This window comes from Rubrobacter tropicus (genome assembly GCF_011492945.1).
In the GTDB taxonomy this organism is placed as follows: Bacteria; Actinomycetota; Rubrobacteria; order Rubrobacterales; family Rubrobacteraceae; genus Rubrobacter_D; species Rubrobacter_D tropicus.
Genome location: NZ_CP045119.1, coordinates 3,047,124 through 3,065,065, shown reverse-complemented (window position 1 = coordinate 3,065,065; position 17,942 = coordinate 3,047,124). Strand labels below are relative to the sequence as shown.

Genomic DNA, 17,942 nt, shown 5'->3' with positions numbered 1-17,942 from the left:
ATTTCTTCGATGATCTGTCCGGCGATCTGACAGAGGTCGCGCGGAAGACGATGCGACCGTCCCACGTCTCGCTGTGGATGCTTGAACCGGTGGACGCAGGGCGCGAGAAGGCGAGATGAGCACTGAGGCCCACCCCTCCGCCGAGACGGGACGCACCCCGCCCTTGGCGAGGGTGGTGGCGTGGCTGACCGTTCCCCTGTACGTTGCGGGCATCTGCGCGTACGGCCTGCTCACCAGCAGCGCCGGGTTCTGGAGCGAGAACCCGGCAGAGAACGTGGAGACCGTGGCGTTCGACATCGGGTTCGGCGCCTTCGCCGTGGTCGGCGCCGTGTTGGTGGCGAAGCGGCCGACGAACCCTATCGGTTGGATCCTGGCCGTTGTCGCGCTCATGCTGGCGATCTTTCTCGCCGGCGGCGCGTACGCCACGTACGTGATGGTCACCTACGGACGGCCCGACTGGCTCGCCGTCCTCGGCGCGTGGACCTTCAACTGGTTCTGGTATTTGATGCTCGCTTTGGGCCTGATCTACCTCCCCATGCTCTTCCCAGACGGGCGCCTGCTCTCCCGCCGCTGGCTCCCGGTCGCCGTGCTCGCGGGGGTCACGACCGCGGGCAACGTCCTCCTGAACGCGCTCGTGGAGACCATTCCCGTAAACGAGGCTCCCGGTTACGGGATCGAGAACCCGGTAGGGATCGAGGGCCTTGGCAGGGCCGAGGACCTCAAGATATTCGGCGTGCTCAACGGCCTTTTTCTCGTCGCGGGCATCGGGTCGGTCGCGTCCGTGGTGGTGCGCTTCCGCCGCTCGCGAGGGGTCGAGCGCCAGCAGATGAAATTGTTCGCCTTCGTCACCGTGGTCTTGCTCGGCGGCGCCGTCCTGACCGCCGCCGTCTCGGACGCGACCGGCGCGCGGTGGTTGGATGGGAGCAGCTTCGTGCTCAGCATGGTCGGGTTCGTGAGCCTGCCGGTGGCCGTGGGCGTCGCGATCCTCAGGTACCGCCTCTACGACATGGACCTCGTTATCAACCGCGCCCTCGTCTACGGTCCGCTAACCGCTTCCCTGGCGGCCGTCTACCTCGGCGGCGTGGTCTCCTTGCAGTACGCCTTTCGCGTGCTGACCGGGGGCGGATCTCAGCTGGCGGTAGTCGTCTCCACGCTGGCGATCGCGGCCATGTTCAACCCCTTGCGGCGGCGCATCCAGGCCTTCATAGATCGCCGGTTCTACCGCAAAAAGTACGACGCGGCCAGGACCGTCGAGGCGTTCTCCGCGAGGCTGCGCGACGAGACCGACCTCGACGCCTTGAGCGAGGACCTCGTCTCGGTGGTCAGGGAGACGATGCAGCCCGAGCACGCGGGCCTGTGGCGGCGGGAGCCGGGGGGCGGGCCGTGAGCGCGGCCCCGTCAGGACGAAGGGTGCTTCTGGCGCGGCTGGCGGCGGGGATGGTGCTCGTCCTCTACGTCGCGGGCATCGCCGTGAACCGTTGGCTGGACCGCCGCATCGGCCCGGGCGGCGGAAACCCGGTGGAAGATGCGATCATGATCGTCGGGTTCGGGATGTTCGCGGTAGTGGGCGCCCTGCTGGTCGCCCGGCGGCCCGGAAACCTTATCGGCTGGATCTTGAGCGTGACCTCGCTGGTGGTCCCTGCCTCGGCGCTCGAGACGTACGCGGCCTACGTGATGACCACCACCGGTCGGCCCGACCCGCTCGCCGTCTTCGGCGCGTGGGTAAACGGCTGGTACTGGTTCTTGTTCATAATGCTCGCCTTCATCTACCTGCCCCTCTACTTCCCCGACGGGCGCCTGCCCTCCCGCCGCTGGCTGCCGGTCGCGGTGATCTCGGGCGCCGGAGCCCTGGTCATAATCGTTCTCGGAATGTTCGTCGACACGTTGACCGGCCAGGACATCGACTACCGAATCGAAAACCCCATCGGGATCGAGGGCCTGGCCCACGTCGAGGATATGCCGCTCGTTATCGGCGCGCTGGGCGTTCCCCTCGCCGTCGGGTGTGTCGGGGCGGTCGCGGCCGTGGTTGTACGCGTACGTCGTTCAGGCGGTGTCGAACGCCAGCAGATGAAGTGGTTCTTGTTCGCCACCGCGCCCGTTCTTGCCTTCCCGTTCGCGGATTTCTTGCCTGGTATCGTCGGCGGACTGGTGCTCGGATGGCTGCTCATCGGCCTGCCCACGGCCATCGGGATAGCGGTGCTGCGCTACCGCCTCTACGACATAGACCTCGTCATAAACCGGACCCTCGTCTACGGGACCCTTACCGCTTCCCTGGCGGCCGTCTACTTCGGGAGCGTGGTGGGGTTGCAGAGGCTGCTCTCGCCGTTGACGGGAGAAGGCAACCAGCTCGCGGTCGTCGCCTCGACGCTCCTGATCGCCGCGCTCTTCGGACCGCTCCGTAGGCGGGTGCAAAGCTTTATAGACCGCCGCTTCTACCGCAAAAAGTACGACGCTGAGAAGACCCTCCAGGCGTTCTCCGCGGTGCTGCGCGACGAGACCGACCTGGACCGGCTGGCGCCCGAGTTGCTCGAGGTCGTGCGCGAGACGGTGCAGCCCGAGCGCGCCTTCCTCTGGCTGAGACCCTCGGCCGGGGGGCGCGGCGCCGCCGAAGAGGCTCGGGAATGAGCGGACGTATGGCCGGGCGGACGGCGTGGGGGCTTTGGGCCCTGACCGTGCTTTCCGCGGCGCCCACGCTCTCTATGGCCTCGCTCAGCGAGCCGTCTTCGGCGCGCAACACGGGCCTTATGGTGCTCGTGATCTTCGCGTTCTCCTCGGTCGGGGCGCTCGTGGCCTCGCGCCGGCCCGAGAACCCCATCGGGTGGATCTTCTGCCTCGGGGCCCTTTGCTGGATTCTGGGAGAACTGGCGCTGGAGTACGCCGTCTACGCCCTGATCACCGCCCCCGGCACGCTCCCCGCAGGGGCGTGGGTCGGGTGGTTCGGCGGGTGGATGCGCGGTATGGGGTGGCTGATCGTCGTCTTGTTCTTGCTCTTGCTGTTCCCCACCGGGAGGCTGCCGTCCCCGCGCTGGCGCCCGGCCCTGTGGGGGGCCGTCGTCTTCGCCCTGTACTTCACGGTCGTCGTCTGGCTCTCGCCGGCGTCGGACGACGTGCGCCTGGCGTTCGTGCCCAACCCGCTTGGGTTGGACCTCCCGATCATGAGCTTACTCAAGGAGGTCCTGTACCTCGTGCTGCCGCTGACGCTCCTGGTGGGCGGGTCGGCGGTGGTCGTGCGTTTTCGCCGATCGAGGGACGAGGAGCGCCAGCAGATAAAGTGGTTCGCCTACGCGGTCGCCGTGATGGTCTTCCTGTTCGTGTTCTGGTTCTCGCTCGCCCTCGCGGGGCTCGTGCCGCCCGATACGCTGCTTTGGACCGTCCCGCCCTTGGGTCTCCCCGTCGCGGTGGGCATCGCCGTCCTAAGATACCGGCTCTACGACATAGACAGGATCATCAACCGCACCCTCGTCTACGCCGTCCTGACCGTGACGCTGGCCGCGCTGTACTTCGGGGGCGTGGTCGTCCTGCAGTACGCCCTTCGCGCCACGACCGGACAGGAGTCGTCGCTCGCGGTGGTGGCCTCGACGCTCGCCATCGCGGCCATGTTCAGCCCCCTGCGCCGGGGCATCCAGAACCTCATAGACCGCGCCTTCTACCGCAAGAAGTACGACGCCGGGAGAATCCTGGAGTCCCTCTCGGCGAGGTTGCGCGAAGAGACCGACCTCGACTCTTTGGGCGACGACCTCGCCGGGGTGGTCAGGGAGACGATGCAGCCCGCCTTCGTCTCCCTGTGGCTGCGCGAACCCACCCTCGCGCCACGAGAGGGCGGCCCACAGTACGGACGCACGGCGAGAACGGGCGGGCCAGCAGAGGGCTTCGACCCGACGGCGCCGGGCCGGGGCCCTCGGACTGGAGGACCATGAGCGCGACGATCAGCAACGGCAGGGGATACGCCGGCCGGACGCCGGGACCGCGGGGGAACCCGATCCTGGGCAGCATGCGCGACTTCCAGCGCGACAAGCTCGGCTTTGTCCAAAGCCTGACGCGCTACGGCGACGTTGCCCGCTACCGCACGGCCCACCTGACCTGGTACCAGATCAACCACCCCGAAGGCGTCCGGCGCGTCTTGCAGGAGAACAACCGCAACTACGGCAAAGGCGCACTTACCTTGAACTTTTTCAAGCCGGTGGTGGGGGAGGGCCTGCTCACCAGCGAGGGCGCGCTGTGGCTCAGGCAGCGGCGCCTCATCCAGCCGGTCTTCCACCGCAAGAGCGTGGCCTCTTTCGGCGGGCTGATGACCGGAGAGACCCTCGCCATGCTGGAGCGCTGGCGGCCCGCGCTCGGGACGGGCAAGCCGCTCGACGTTCAGGCGGAGATGGCGCGGCTCACGCTCGACGTGGTGACCGGCGCCCTCTTCCACGCCCACGTCGGTGAGGAGCCCGAGGTCATAGGCCGGGCCATAAGCACGCTGGTCGAGGACACGGGCTACCGCTTCGAGGTGCCCTTCTACCCGCCGCACCGCGTGCCCACCCCGCGCAACAGGCGCTTCCGGGCCGCGCTGCGCACCGTGGACCGGGCCGTGTACTCGATCATCGCCGAGCGCCGCCGGGGCGGCGGGGACGAGGAAGACCTGCTCGCCCTCCTGATGGGGACGCGCGACGAGGAGACGGGCGAGGCCATGAACGACAAGCAGCTGCGCGACGAGGTCATAACCCTCTTCCTCGCCGGCCACGAAACGACGGCCAACGCGCTCTCGTGGACCTTCTACCTGCTCGCGGCGAACCCCGAAGCAGAAGAGCGCTTGCGCGCCGAGCTGTACGAAGCTCTCGGCGCGGACCGCAGGGTGCCGGCCCTGGAGGATCTGCCGAAACTCGCGTACACGAAGATGGTGGTGGACGAGACCCTGAGGCTCTACCCGCCGGCCTGGATCACGAACCGCCAGGCCATCGCCGAAGACGATATCCTCGGCCACCGTATCCCGGCCAAATCCTTCGTGACGCTCAGCCCCTACGTCCTCCACCGCCACCCGGACTACTGGGATCGCCCAGACGAGTTCGACCCCGAGCGTTTCGCACCGGGACGGCACGACAAACGCCCGCGCTTCGCCTATTTCCCGTTCGGCGGCGGACCGCGCCAGTGCATCGGGCAGAGCATGGCCCTCGTCGAAGCCCAGCTGGTGCTAGCGACCATCCTCGGGCGTTGCCGGCTGCGGCCCATACCCGGCAGACCCGTCGAGGCCCAGGCGCTCGCCACGCTCAGGCCGCGGGGCGGCCTGCCGATGACCGTCGAGGCCGCATGACGCCGGGCGACGGCTACGGGGTGGTCGTGATCGGGGGTGGCCCGGCGGGCGTCACCGCCGCCCTCCGGGCCAGGGAGCTGGGTTCTTCCGTGGCCCTGGTCGAGCGCGGGAACCTGGGCGGCACCTGCACCAACGACGGTTGCGTGCCTACCCGCGTGCTGGCCCACGCGGCCCGCCTCGCGCGCGACGCCGAACAGTTCGCCGACTACGGCCTGATCGGCGAAGCGCCGCGCGTGGATTTCGCCAGGCTCTTGAACCGCACCCAACGCATCGTCTACGAGGTCCAGGAGAAAAAGCAGATCAAGGCCCGCCTGGAGTCGGCCGGCGTTCGCGTCTTCGAACGCGCGGGCGAGGCCCGGTTCTCGGACCCGCACACGCTCGCGCTGGACGGCGCGCAAGAGCTGCGGGGAGAGAAGTTCGTCCTCTGCGCCGGCGGCCGCGCGCGCAGGATAGGGTTCCCCGGTGGCGAGCACGCCCTGACCCACAGCGACGTCTGGACGATGAAGGGCCTGCCTTCTTCCGTGGCCGTGGTCGGCGCGGCGGCGACCGGCTGCCAGCTCGCCTCGGTCTTCGCGGCGTTCGGAGCCCGGGTGCGGCTGCTCGACGTCGCGCCGCGTATCCTTGGCGGGGAAGACGAGGCCGTATCTCGCGGGGTGGCGGAGGCGTTCGGGCGGCGTGGGATCGAGGTCCTGACCGGCATCGGCGGGATCGAACGCATCGAGAAAGCGGGCGGGAACCTTCGTCTCTTCTACCGACAGGGGGATGAAGGCCGTGAACTGGATACCGAAGCGGTCGTGCTCGCCGTGGGCTGGCCCGGCAACGTGCAGGCATTGAACCTGGACGCCGCGGGCGTGCGGGCGGAGCGCGGCTACGTGCCGGTTGACGACGCGCTCAGGACGAGCGCCCCGCACGTCTTCGCGGCCGGGGACGTCACGGGACGCATGATGCTGGTCCAGAGCGCAACGTACGAGGGGGCGCTGGCCGCCGAGAACGCGGCCCTCGGCTCCGACCGCGGTTACAGGCACGCCATAGTGCCGCACGGCGGTTTCACCGACCCGGAGTACGCCGGCGTTGGGCTAACAGAGGACCGGGCTCGCGAGGAGTTCGGAGAGGCGGGCTGCGCCGTCGCGGTCGTGCCCTACGCGGACCTCGACCGGGGCGTCATCGACGGCCTCCCGGAAGGCTCCTGCAAGCTCGTCGTCTCCCGCTCCACGCGCCGGGTCCTCGGCGCGCACATCGTGGGGGAGCAGGCCGTCGAGGTCGTCCAGCTCGCGGCGGCGGCGATGCGCGCCGGCATGCCGGTCGAGCAGCTCGCCGACCTGGAGCTCGCCTACCCGACCTTCACGTCCATAGTCGGCCTCGCCGCCCGCCGGATCGTCCGCGAACTCGACCATGCCTCGCCAGAAGGCCGAGACTTCGGACATCCGGGCGCGGCGGAGTGGGAGCACAGCGCGGGATAGCTGTCAGCTATCAGCCGTCAGCTTTCAGCTCTTGGCTTTTCGGTTTATCTGGCCCTGTTCGTTGACGGGATAAGGAAAAGATACGTGCGCCGGCGCCTGCGTAACGCCTTTCGTAACGGGCTCGTAGCGGTTGCGGGGTAGGGTGGGGGTGCAGACGGCGATCAGGGAAGAGAGAGAGGATGAAGGGTCTGGGGACGATGCGGTGGGCGGGGTTGGCGGCCGTCGTTGGCGGGATGTTCATGACGTTCTCAGACCTGTTGAACCTGACGATCTACGTCCCCGGGCTGGGCGAGGCGGCCCATACCGGTTACCAGGCCGTCGGGTCCGGTGTGATCCTGCTCGCCCTGACGCTTCTCTTCGTCGGCATGGTCGGGCTCTTCGCCGGGGCCCGCCCCGGCGGTCCCACGGTAATCGAGTATGGCGACGCCCGCGCCCGCTACGTCCTGGCCGAGTTCGAGCCCCTCCGCCCCGAAGCCGCCGGTACCCGGGCCAGGTCTACCAACGGGGCCGCCGCCGTGACGCGCGAGCACCAGGTCTTTAACTCCGATCACGGGTTTTAGAGCGGTCAGCCCTCAGCAAGAGCAAAAAAGCCGATGGCTGGTCCGCTACCATTCGACGAGCTTCCAGATCTCGGGCTGCAGCCCGTCTCCTTCGCCGACCTCGACGAAGATCTCGACGGCCTGTTTGAGTTGCGCCATGGACTCTTCTTCGCGGCCCGCAGCGTGTAGCAGGTCGGCGAGGTTGTTGCGGAGCGCCGCCTCTCTGTGCCTGTCCCCGAGCCTGACGCACAGCTCCAGGGCGGTCCCGGCCGTCTCTAACGCCTCCCCGATCTCCCCCCTGGCTCCCAGGGCGAGGGCCAGGTTGTTGAGGGCCGCCACCTCGGACTCCGGGTCACCGAGCGCCTCCGCGAGGTCCAGGCTCTCCCCGAGGTGCCGGAGGGCCGCTTCCCCGTCGCCGGCCAGGATGCCGAGCATGTTGTGGGCCTGGGCGCGGGCCCGCGCGTCCCCGGCTTCTTGGGCCAGCTCGAGCGCCTGGTGGGCGAACCTCGTTGCCCTCTCCGGCTCGTCCTGCTGGTGGGAGAGCAGGCTCAGGTCGGCGTAGAGCCGGGCGAGCTTGCCCGGGGTTCCGGTGTCCGCTTTCGTGAGGGATTCCAGGGCGGATTCGTAGTGGCTGCGGGCGAGATCCCGGTCCCCCCTCCGGGCGTGGACGGCGCCGATCTTGTGCTCCAGACCGGCCGTGTCCCCGGTCTCGCTGGACGCCGCGGCAAGCTCGTAGGCTTCGAGCGCCGCGCCGTATTCGCCGCGACGGGTCCTGAGGTCTCCCACGACCTCGTGCAACGCGGCCGCGTCGGGGTAGCCGAGGGCGAGCGCCTCCTCGTAGTGGGCCAGTGCCTCGCCGTTGGCGTACAGGCCGCGCGCGTGGTCTCCCGCGAGCCTGTGGTACGCGGCCGCTTCGGCGTCCTGGCCGGCGAGCCGGTGGTGGCGGGCTATCTGGTCTGCGAGGGGTCCGGGTTCACGTCTTTTGGCTGGCCCGGCCAGCGCCGCGGCGGCGCGGCGGTGGAGGAGGCGCCTGCGGGCCAGGCCGGTCCCCTCGTAGACCAGCGTCCTGAGCTTGTCGTGGTCGAAGTCGTAGGTCGGGCCGTCGGAGGGGGCGTCTCTTTTTTCCCGGATCAGGCCCCGCGATACCAGCTCTTCGAGGGACGCGAGGGTCTCTTCTTCGCCCCGCCCGCTCGCCTCCCGCACCGTGTCGAAGTCGAACGACCGCCCGACGACGGCGGCCGCGGCGAGCACCTGCGCGGCCGTCTCGCCGACCGTCCTCAGGCGGCCCTCGAGCAGGTCCTGAACCCCGCCCGGCATCGCCCAAGCAGCGTCGCCTGCGCGCAGCTCGCCCTCCGCCACGCTCGTCAGGTACTCGGCCAGGAAGAGCGGCAGGCCCTCTGTCTCCCCGCCGAGGCGCGACACCAACTGTCCCATGTCTTCCGCGGCGTCCCCCAGCCTGCGCGCGACGAGCTCCCGGACGGAGGCGGGGTCCAGCCTCCCAAGGGTCAGGGTCGTCCCCACGCCCGACCTCCTCGCTTCGGCGAGAAGCCCGCGCAGGTGATGTTCGGGTACCTCCTCCGGGCGCCAGGTTACGAGCACGAGGAGCGGCCTGTCTTCGAGCCGGCGCACCAGGTAGGTGAGCAGGCCGAGGGAGGCCTCGTCGGCCCAGTGCACGTCGTCGAGAAACAGGACGCCAGGGGAAGGGCCGCCGAGTACCGCGAGCAGTACCTGGATCACCCCCTCGTAGAAGCGGCTCCTGGCCCCCGGCGTGTCGAGCGGCGGAAGGGGCCGCGCCTCCGGCAGCAGCCCGGCAAGGTCCGGCATCAGACGCGCCGCCTCGCCCAACGGCCCCTCCGCCAGACCTTTCAATCGCCCCGTACCCTCCCGTCCGAGCGCGGCGCAGAGGGCTTCCACGAACGGCCCGTAGGCGAAGTTCGTCTCTCCCGGGTAGCAACGCGCCGCGACGACGGACGCGCCCTCTCCTTCGACGTGGGCCGTGAATTCCCCGGAGAGCCGGGTCTTGCCGATGCCGGCTTCCCCTTCGAGCATCACGAGCCGGCCCCCCCGCTCGATCTCCCCGTAAGATCGGATCAACGCGTCCCACTCCCGGTCTCGGCCGACGAGCGGGTTATCCGGGGGGGAGGCGGCGGCCTTAATCTCGACGGGGGACGGAGCCTGCTTCTCCCGCGAGCTTGCCCGGCCCGGCTCTGAAAGGACCGGCGGTGCCGGCAAATCGTTCTCCTGAACTGCCCGGTAGAGCAGGGTGGTCTCTTCGAGCGGCGCGACGCCCAACTCTTTGCCGAGAACTTTCACGCATTCCCTGTACTGTCGCAGGGCCGCGGCCCGCTGGCCCGACCACGCATAGAGCTCGAGAAGCAGCCGGTGCGCCGGTTCGTGGAGGGGATCCAGGGCCAGCCAGCGCCTGGCGTGGGAGATGGCCGACTCCCACTCCTCCCTGGCCGCGAGACCGCGCGCGAGCCTCTCCAGCGCGCCGGCCAGCTCGCGCCGCAGGCTCTCGGCCTGGAAGAATTGCCAGTCGTCGAAGGCCACGCTATCACGCAGGCCGAAACCGGCCATGAAGTCGTCCCGGTGCAGCGCCACCGCCTCCCCCAACAACGGCAGGCATTCCGGGCAGACTTCCGAATCCGGGTGGCCGTGGTCCCGGCACCCGGACAGCAGACCGCGGAAGCGGTCCACGTCCACCAGGATGCCGTCGCGAGCGAGGTCCACGCCCTCCCTGTCCACGAGCAGCCAGCCCTCCGACCTGGCGCCTTTCAGCGATGATAGGGTCCGGCGCAGGGCGGCGCGGGAGCGGGCCTGGTTGTACTCGGGCCAGAGCAGGCCCGCCAGCGCGTCGCGCGTGTGGCGTCGCCCCGAGACGGCCAGGTAGGCCACGAGCGCCGTCGCCTTGCGCGTGTCCACCTCGACCGGCAAACCATCGTGCTCCACGCGCGGCGCGCCGAGCAACGTAATCGTCGTCCGGGCCATTGCAACTCCTGGAGCTGTCAGCTCTCAGCCTTCAGCTTTCAGCCGCCTGTCCTCGCGGCATTATGCTGCCGCCCGGGAGTCAACGCAACGGCGCAGGCAAGTTCAAGAACCTCGTAACGCCACGACGTTGTAGAGAGAGGACACGCTTTGCCAGGATCAGGAAAGGGGCCCGGTGGATCTCACCGGGCCCCTCCCCAAAGGCTGACCACTGACAGCTAAAAGCTGAAAGCTACCCCACCAGTTCGCGCACCGCCCGGGCTATGTGCTCGGCGTCGATGCCGTGAGAACTCAGAAGCTCCTCGGACTTGCCCGAGCCGGGCATCTTGGTGACGGCCAGGTGCCTGAACTCGACGGGCTCGCCGCCGTCTTCGGCCAGGGCCGAGAGGACGGCCTCGCCGACGCCGCCCTCGGGCCAGTGGTCCTCGGCCACGACGACCCTGTTGCCCGTCGCGCGGACGGCGGCCTGGATTCCTGCTGCGTCTATCGGCTTTATGGAGTAGCAGTCGACGATGCGCACGGAGATGTTCTCGCCCGCCAGGGCGTCCGCGGCCTTTATCGCCTCGTGGACGGTGATGCCGGAGCCTATGATCGTGACCTCGTCGTCATCGGATGAGGCGATCGTCTTGCTGCCGCCGATCGGGAAGTCCTCCTCGGCTGAGTAGATCACGGGCGTCTTCGGGCGGAGGGTCCGCATGAAGCTTATGCCGCTGGTGTCGGCCATCTGGGCGACGAGCTTCGCCGTCTGGTTCGCGTCGGAGGGCTGCAGGACGGTCGAGCCGTGGACGGCCCGCATCATGGCTATGTCTTCGAGGGCCATCTGCGAAGGACCGTCCTCGCCGATGGAGACGCCGGCGTGGGAGCCCGAGAGCCTGAGGTCGGCGCCGCTTATGGCGGCCATCCGGATAAAGTCGTAGGCCCGGGAGAAGAAGGCCGCGAAGGAGGAGGCGAAGGGCACGTAGCGGCGAACGCTCATCCCTACCGCCGCGGCGACCATCTGCTGCTCGGCTATGAACATCTCGAAGTACCTTTCCGGGTACTCCTCTGCGAACTCCTGCGAGTGGGTGGAGTTGCTGACTTCGCCGTCGAGGGCCACCACGTCGTCCCTGGCCCCGCCGACGGCCTTGAGGGCGGCCCCGTAGGCGCCCCGGGTCGCCTCCTCGTCGCCGAGTTCCCACGTCGGAAGATCGGCCTCGCCGGTCGAGCCGCCGCCCGTGGAGGCCGTGCCATCGGGCTTGTGGACGTCGACGCGCAGGTCGTTGGTGCCGCCGAGCTCTTCGAGGGCCGCCTCTTCCCGGTCCGGCGTTACCGGCTTGCCGTGCATGCCGTCGACGTCCTCGAGAAAGGAGACGCCGTAGCCCTTCTTCGTCTTCGCGACGATGAGGGTCGGGCCGTCGTTGCCGAGGGCTTCGGAGTAGGCGTTGTCTATGGCCTCGGGGTCGTGGCCGTCGACTTCGATGGCGTGCCAGCCGAAGGCGCGGGCGCGGCTGGCGTAATGGTCGCCGTTCCAGCCGTCCATGGTCTCGCGGGTCTGGCCGAGGCGGTTCATGTCGAGGATGGCGACGAGGTTGTCCAGCTTGTAGAAGGAGGCGTGCTGGAAGGCCTCCCACATCGAGCCCTCCGCCATCTCCGAGTCGCCACAGAGTACCCACACGCGGTAGGGCTCCTCGTCGAGGTACTTGCCGGCGAGCGCCACGCCGATGCCAATGGGGAGGCCCTGGCCCAGGGAGCCGGTTGCCACGTCCACCCAGGGGAGAACGGGGGTCGGGTGGCCCTGGAGGCGGCTGCCGAACTCGCGAAAGGTCATGAGTTCCTCGTCCGTGATGGCGCCGGCGGCCTTGTACATGGAGTAGAGGAGGGGGGAGGCGTGGCCCTTGGAGAAGATCAGGTGGTCGTTGCCCGGGTTCTCCGGTTCATCGAAATCGTAGCGCAGGTACTTGCTCATCAGCACGCTCATGAGGTCGGCCGCCGACATCGACGAGGTCGGGTGGCCCGAGCCCGCGCCGGTGCTCGAACGGATGCTGTCAGCGCGCAACTGCTGGGCCAGCGCGCGCCATTCCTCCGAGCCGGCTGTCCTCTGATCTATCTGCTGCGTCACCACTTACCTCCCGGAAAGAATCTTCCTGTAGACGATCACATCATACCTACCCCGGCCCCCGCTCACGAAAACGGTCCGTTGACTGCACCTTCTGCGGCGGCGCGGGAAAGGGGGCTTTGTTAGAATCCGGCGTGCGTCGCGGCGCCCGTTCGCCGCGCTGAATCGGAGCTTGCGAAGGGGAAGATATGGATCTGGCGGTACGCAAGGAGTCGCTGGAACGTTTCGGCGTGGAGAACCTCGGCGCGGTCCACGAGAACCTGCCGCCCGCCCGCCTCGTGGAGGCGTCCGTGAGGAGGCGTGAGGGCATGATATGCGAGCCCTCCGGCGCCCTCGTCGTCCGCACGGGCAAACGCACGGGCCGTTCTCCCAAGGACCGCTTCATAGTCGAGGACGACCTCACCCGCGACGCCGTGGACTGGGGGGCGGTAAACAAGCCGTTCTCCTCCGAGGCGTTCGGGAGGCTCCTGGAGAAGGCGGCGGGGTACGTCGAGAACCTCGAGGAGGTGTTCGTGGTTGACGCCCACGCGGGCGCCGACGAACGCTACTCCCTGAACGTGCAGGTGGTCACCGAGCACGCCTGGCAGGCGCTTTTTGCGAGGCAGCTCTTCCGCCGGCCCGACAAAGGCGAGCTCGACCGCTTCGAGCCGGAGTGGACCGTCATCTCGATGCCGGGCCTCCTCATGGAGCCCGAGGAGGACGGCACGGAGTCCGAGACCTTCGTCGGGCTGGACTTCTCCCGTCGCGTCGTCCTCGTGTGCGGGACGCGCTACGCCGGGGAGATCAAGAAGAGCATCTTTACCGCCCTGAACTTCGTGCTGCCGACCGAACACAACGTGATGCCGATGCACTGCTCGGCCAACGTGGGCGAAGAAGACGACGTGGCCCTGTTCTTCGGCCTCTCCGGGACGGGCAAGACCACCCTGTCCGCCGACCCGGAGCGGCGCCTGATCGGGGACGACGAGCACGGCTGGTCCGACTCGGGCGTCTTCAACTTCGAGGGCGGCTGCTACGCCAAGACCATAGACCTCTCCCCCGAGAAGGAGCCCCAGATCTGGGGCGCCATCCGCTTCGGCGCCGTGCTAGAGAACGTGGCCATGGACCGCAGGACGCGGGCCGTCGACTTCACGGACGCCTCGATAACGGAGAACACCCGCGTCGCCTACCCCCTGGAGTACATAGAAGGCGCCGTCCCTGACGGCAAGGGCGCCCACCCCAAGGCCGTCCTGTTCCTCACCGCCGACGCCTTCGGCGTGCTCCCCCCGATAAGCGCCCTCTCCCCCGAGCAGGCCGCCTACTACTTCCTCTCCGGTTACACGGCGAAGCTGGCGGGCACCGAGGCCGACATGGACTCGGAGGTCGAGGCGACCTTCTCGGCGTGCTTCGGGGCGCCCTTCCTGCCGCTTCCCGCCACCACCTACGCGACCATGCTCTCCGAGCGCCTCAGGGAGCACGGCGCCCGCTGCTACCTCATAAACACCGGCTGGTCCGGCGGGGCCTACGGGGTGGGGGAACGCATAGACCTGTCGGCGACCCGCGAGATGGTCCGGGCCGTGATCGAAGGCCGCCTCGACGGCGCCGAAACGAGGCAGCACTCCGTCTTCGGCCTGAACGTCCCCGTGGAAGTGCCCGGCGTCCCAACGGAGGTCCTCGACCCCAGGGGCACCTGGCCGGACAAAGACGCCTACGACGAGCAGGCCAAGAAGCTCGCCGACCTGTTCCGCGAGAACTTCACCAAGTTCGAGGGAAGCGTCACCGACGAGGTCAGAAACGCCGGGCCGCAGTTGTAGCTGTCAGCTATCAGCGCGCTCCGGCTTCGCCTTCGCTCTCAGCTTTTAGCTAGTCGTCTCCGGGCCTTAGAGCGGCTTGCATAAGAGATGAACCTGGAAGTTCGGAAGGTTTTGCGGTTCCAAGGCTTTTAGGGGTGGGGGGTGAGGCTTGCCCGGGGCTTCGTGACCCACCCCTACAGCGGCTTGCGGAAAGGCGGATCCCGATTGTAAAGGCTTCAGGTTTCAGGCTTCAGCGATTACCTGAAAACCTGAGAACCTCAAAACCTCCGCAACACGTCGCCTGTTCACAACGGGCTCCATCCTTGTGCAAACCGCTTTAGTTCGTTCCCTCCTCGCTTCTTCCCGGGCAGGCTTTGCCGGGTGAGGGTTTGCGCCGTCGTGACGCTCCGACCGTACAGAAACCGAAAGCTGAAAACTGACCGCTGACCGTTGAACGTTATTAGATTCTGTATCTGTTTAGACACTTTCTAATCTGGGCAAGATGGGGGGCGTCAGCAAGAGGAGCGCAGAACAGGAGGAAGATGTTTCTACGCATCGACAAGTTGCAGATAGAGTTGCCGAAGCCGGAGCAGGCGGATCCGGAATCGGCCGGTATCGTGCAGGAGCTCATGGGCGGCAAGTTCGGTGAGATGAGCACGCTCATGAACTACACGTACCAGTCTTTCAACATGAGGGGCAAGAGCAAGATCCGCCCCTACTACGACCTCGTCGCCAACATCGCCGCCGAGGAGATGGGCCACATCGAGCTCGTCGCCAACACCATCAACCTGCTGCTCGACCAGACCGAGGCCTCGACCGACGGCGTCGCGCCGCCCCTCAACTTCAGCGGCATGACGGGTAACCCCGACCACTTCCTGAACTTCGGGCTCGGCACCATACCGGGCGGGGCTGCGGGTAAGGCCTGGACGGGCGAGAACGTCTTCAACTCGGGCAACCTGAAGCTCGACCTGTTGCACAACTTCTTCCTCGAGTCCGGCGCCAGGATGGGTAAGATCCGGGTCTACGAGGCGACCCAGAACCCCGTGGCCCGCGAGATGATCGGCTACCTCATCGTGCGCGGCGGCGTCCACCAGGAGGCCTACGCCAAGGCGCTCTCCGACCTCTCGGGCGCAGACATCACCAAGCTCTTGCCCGTGCCGGAGATCCGGAGCGACAACTTCCCGCACGCCAAAAAGTTCATGGACAAGGGCTACCACCGCTTCCTCTACAAGTTCAGCCCCAAAGACTACAACGAGCTTGGGGAGATCTGGAACGGGATGCAGGTGGACACGGGCGAGCCGCGGGAGGTCGTCGACGACATCCCCGAGGGCGGTCCGGTGCCGGACCTCACCCCGGCCCCGCCGCTGTACGCCCCCGGCGTCAACGAGGAGGACATCGCGGAGATCGCCAAGCGCCTCTAATACCCCGGGAACAACCGATCGGCCGGAGGCCGGCGCGGGAGATACTCCCGCGCCGGCCTTCGCGTACAGGGGCACGCGGCCAGACCCGAACATCCGGCACCGGACCGGATGCGTACCAATGTGCAAGTTAAGCGCGTTTAAAGTACTTTTCCCGGAAGGGCCATGATACGAGAAGACGGACACGCGGAGGCGAAGATGCGGGAGGCCGGGCTACGGGTCACCCCGCAGCGCCGCGCCGTGTGGTCGGCCTTCGGGAGCGGTGAGGACGGGCACCTGGCCGCCGACGAGGTGTTCGCCAGGGCGAGGCGCGGGCTGCCGGAGCTCTCGCGGGCCACCGTCTACAACACGCTCGCGGCTTTCGTGGAGGCCGGGATGCTCCAGGCCGTCGAGAGCCGGGGCGCTGTACTCTACGACCCGAACCCCGACCCCGACCACCACCATTTCCGCTGCCGGGGCTGCGACCGGCTCTACGACGTGCCCGTCGAGGGCGTCGACGGTATCAGGATCTCCGCCACGGAGAAGTTCGTCGTGGAAAGCAAGACCGTGCTCCTGCGCGGCCTCTGCCCCCCGTGCTCGACAGCCGCCGGTTCCGGCGTTTAGCCAGGACGCCGGAGAGGTAAAGTCGGCAGACACCATTCGAGATTATCGGAGGATCATGACCGCAGACAAGAGCGTCAAGAAAGTAAGCTCGAAGACCTCGCCCAAAGGCGGAATGGGCCAGAAGTACCTCGCCGACGGCAAGTCCGTCTCGATGCGCCTGTGGGACGGCGAGGAGCCCTCGGATCCCAAGCCCGAGGCCAGCCGCGACTACGAGACCGTCGGGTACGTGATCTCCGGCCGCGCCGAACTGCACCTCGAAGGCCAGATGGTTCTGCTGGAGCCCGGCGACTCCTGGCTCGTCCCGAAGGGCGCCTCCCACACCTACAACATCCTGGAGAGCTTCACCGCCGTCGAGGCGACGAGCCCGCCCGCCGAAGTCCACGGACGCGACGAGTAGGTTTCAAGCATCAGGTCTTAAAGCGGATCGCGGGGGCATCGCCCCCGCGATCCGCGCGGTCAGCTTGTCAGCCCGCTGCGGCTTCGCCTCCGCTCTCAGCCATCAGCTTTTTGCCCTTGCTGAAGGCTGAGAGCCCTGCGAAGAGGCCCAACCTCTTTGCAAACCGCTATAGCCTTCAAGCAGTTCGTGAGTCTACGGGCCCCCGTCGCCAATGCGGTGGGGGCTTTCGGGTGTTACGGGTTACTGTCTGGTGCTGCGGGTTGCCGTAGAACTCTTGTGTGAGAGATACGGCGAAGAGCGGGGCGTCTAGGGTCGCGAACGGGCTGTTGGGGGTGGAGAAGATCTACCACGAGCCGAACGTCGCCGACTACGCGCGGGGGGCGAGATCCTGGCCCGCTTCCCCGATGCCGAACGGGTGGAGGTGCCCTCGCACTGGAACATACCCGCGCTCCACGGGGACGCCGGCGGCGTCGGCGACTGGACCCGGAACAAGAAGAGCGTGCTCGTGCTGGGCGTCAAGAAGGGGCTCGGTATCCGTTCCTTCTATCGCAGCGCGGACTTTATAGCCCCGTCGCAGGCAAACGGCTGCGCGATGGCCTGCAGCTATTGTTACGTAGGCCGCCGGAAGGGCTACGCCAACCCCATAACGACCTTCGTGAACAGCGGGGAGATCCTGGGCGCCGTCGAGCGGCACGCGGCGAAGCAGGGCTTCAAGTTCGAGGGGACGCAGGCCGATGAGGGCCTCTGGGTCTACGAGCTCGGGACCAACAGCGACCTCTCGGTCGACGCCGCCGTCTCGGACAACGTCAGGGATGCGGTTGGCCTCTTTCGCGAGCTTCCCAACGCGAAGGCGACGTTCGCGACCAAGTTCGTGAATCGGGAGCTGCTGGACTACGATCCGCAGCGCAAGACGCGCCTGAGGTTCTCGCTGATGCCGCCGGAGACCGCGAAGCTCGTGGACGTTCGGACCTCGCCGGTCGGGCGGCGCATCTCGGCCATAAACGACTTCGTGGAGGCGGGTTACGAGGTGAACGTGAACTTCGGGCCCGTGATCTTCAAGGACGGCTGGCTCGACGATTACGCCGAGCTTTTCGGGATGCTCGACGCCGCGCTCTCCCCGGCGGCGAAGACGCAGTTGGCGGCCGAGGTCATATTCCTCACGCACACTGGGGAACTTCACGAGGTCAACCTGGGCTAGCACCCGGAGGGCGAGAAGATCCTGTGGCGGCCGGACGTCCAGGAGCACAAGATCTCGCAGGCGAGCGGCAGTCGCGTCTTGCGCTACGAGCGGAACCTCAAGCGGGGCCTGTTGCGGGAGTTCCGCGCGCTCCTTTCGGAGAAGATGCCTTATTGTCGGGTGCGGTATGCGTTCTAGTATCGGCG

The 17,942-nt window shown here is 67.7% G+C and carries 12 protein-coding genes and 1 pseudogene; 11 read left to right on the top strand and 2 right to left on the bottom strand.

The features are described from left to right. The first annotated feature begins 115 nt into the window (after positions 1–115). The 6 genes from GBA63_RS15440 to GBA63_RS15415 all read left to right on the top strand — a co-directional run bounded on the left by GBA63_RS15440 (position 116) and on the right by GBA63_RS15415 (position 7,313). On the top strand, positions 116–1,387 hold the full coding sequence (locus GBA63_RS15440) for a hypothetical protein (RefSeq protein ID WP_166177480.1): 1,272 nt from the start codon (positions 116–118) through the stop codon (positions 1,385–1,387). Further along, complete coding sequence (locus tag GBA63_RS15435; RefSeq protein ID WP_166177478.1) at positions 1,384–2,625, top strand: hypothetical protein; 1,242 nt, start codon at positions 1,384–1,386, stop codon at positions 2,623–2,625. Before GBA63_RS15440 ends, GBA63_RS15435 begins: the two co-directional genes overlap by 4 nt. Continuing rightward, a complete protein-coding gene (locus tag GBA63_RS15430) occupies positions 2,622–3,917 on the top strand; it encodes a hypothetical protein (protein ID WP_166177476.1) in 1,296 nt (431 codons plus the stop codon). Before GBA63_RS15435 ends, GBA63_RS15430 begins: the two co-directional genes overlap by 4 nt. Further along, a complete protein-coding gene (locus GBA63_RS15425) occupies positions 3,914–5,293 on the top strand; it encodes a cytochrome P450 (RefSeq protein WP_166177474.1) in 1,380 nt (459 codons plus the stop codon). The genes GBA63_RS15430 and GBA63_RS15425 overlap by 4 nt, the downstream gene beginning before the upstream one ends. Continuing rightward, entirely contained in the window at positions 5,290–6,753 is a 1,464-nt protein-coding gene (locus tag GBA63_RS15420) for a dihydrolipoyl dehydrogenase family protein (RefSeq protein ID WP_166177472.1), read from the top strand. Before GBA63_RS15425 ends, GBA63_RS15420 begins: the two co-directional genes overlap by 4 nt. A gap of 179 nt (positions 6,754–6,932) precedes the next feature. After that, the gene (locus tag GBA63_RS15415; RefSeq protein WP_166177470.1) at positions 6,933–7,313 is read left to right on the top strand and encodes a hypothetical protein; all 381 of its coding nucleotides are present in this window, start codon (positions 6,933–6,935) and stop codon (positions 7,311–7,313) included. A 45-nt stretch (positions 7,314–7,358) separates the two neighbouring features. On the opposite strand, the gene GBA63_RS15410 is transcribed toward GBA63_RS15415, so the two are convergent. Beyond that, positions 7,359–10,280: an ATP-binding protein gene (locus GBA63_RS15410; RefSeq protein WP_166177468.1), complete on the bottom strand. Its 2,922-nt coding sequence runs from the start codon at positions 10,278–10,280 to the stop codon at positions 7,359–7,361. Positions 10,281–10,509: 229 nt separating this feature from the next. Continuing rightward, positions 10,510–12,375 (bottom strand): transketolase, encoded by a 1,866-nt coding sequence (locus GBA63_RS15405; protein WP_228282133.1) that lies wholly within the window; start codon positions 12,373–12,375, stop codon positions 10,510–10,512. Between the two features lie 185 nt (positions 12,376–12,560). Here GBA63_RS15405 and pckA point away from each other — a divergent pair, with 185 nt between their 5' ends. The 5 genes and pseudogenes from pckA to GBA63_RS15380 all read left to right on the top strand — a co-directional run bounded on the left by pckA (position 12,561) and on the right by GBA63_RS15380 (position 17,934). Continuing rightward, on the top strand, positions 12,561–14,162 hold the full coding sequence (gene pckA / locus GBA63_RS15400; RefSeq protein ID WP_166177466.1) for a phosphoenolpyruvate carboxykinase (ATP): 1,602 nt from the start codon (positions 12,561–12,563) through the stop codon (positions 14,160–14,162). Positions 14,163–14,683: 521 nt separating this feature from the next. Beyond that, complete coding sequence (locus GBA63_RS15395; RefSeq protein WP_166177464.1) at positions 14,684–15,562, top strand: manganese catalase family protein; 879 nt, start codon at positions 14,684–14,686, stop codon at positions 15,560–15,562. A gap of 162 nt (positions 15,563–15,724) precedes the next feature. Next, positions 15,725–16,162 carry a Fur family transcriptional regulator gene (locus GBA63_RS15390; RefSeq protein WP_166177462.1) on the top strand — a complete coding sequence of 146 codons (438 nt, stop codon included), beginning with the start codon at positions 15,725–15,727 and terminating at the stop codon, positions 16,160–16,162. Between the two features lie 55 nt (positions 16,163–16,217). After that, entirely contained in the window at positions 16,218–16,559 is a 342-nt protein-coding gene (locus GBA63_RS15385) for a cupin domain-containing protein (RefSeq protein ID WP_166177460.1), read from the top strand. A gap of 323 nt (positions 16,560–16,882) precedes the next feature. Continuing rightward, positions 16,883–17,934, top strand: a pseudogene (locus tag GBA63_RS15380) (spore photoproduct lyase family protein). Positions 17,935–17,942 lie beyond the last annotated feature (8 nt).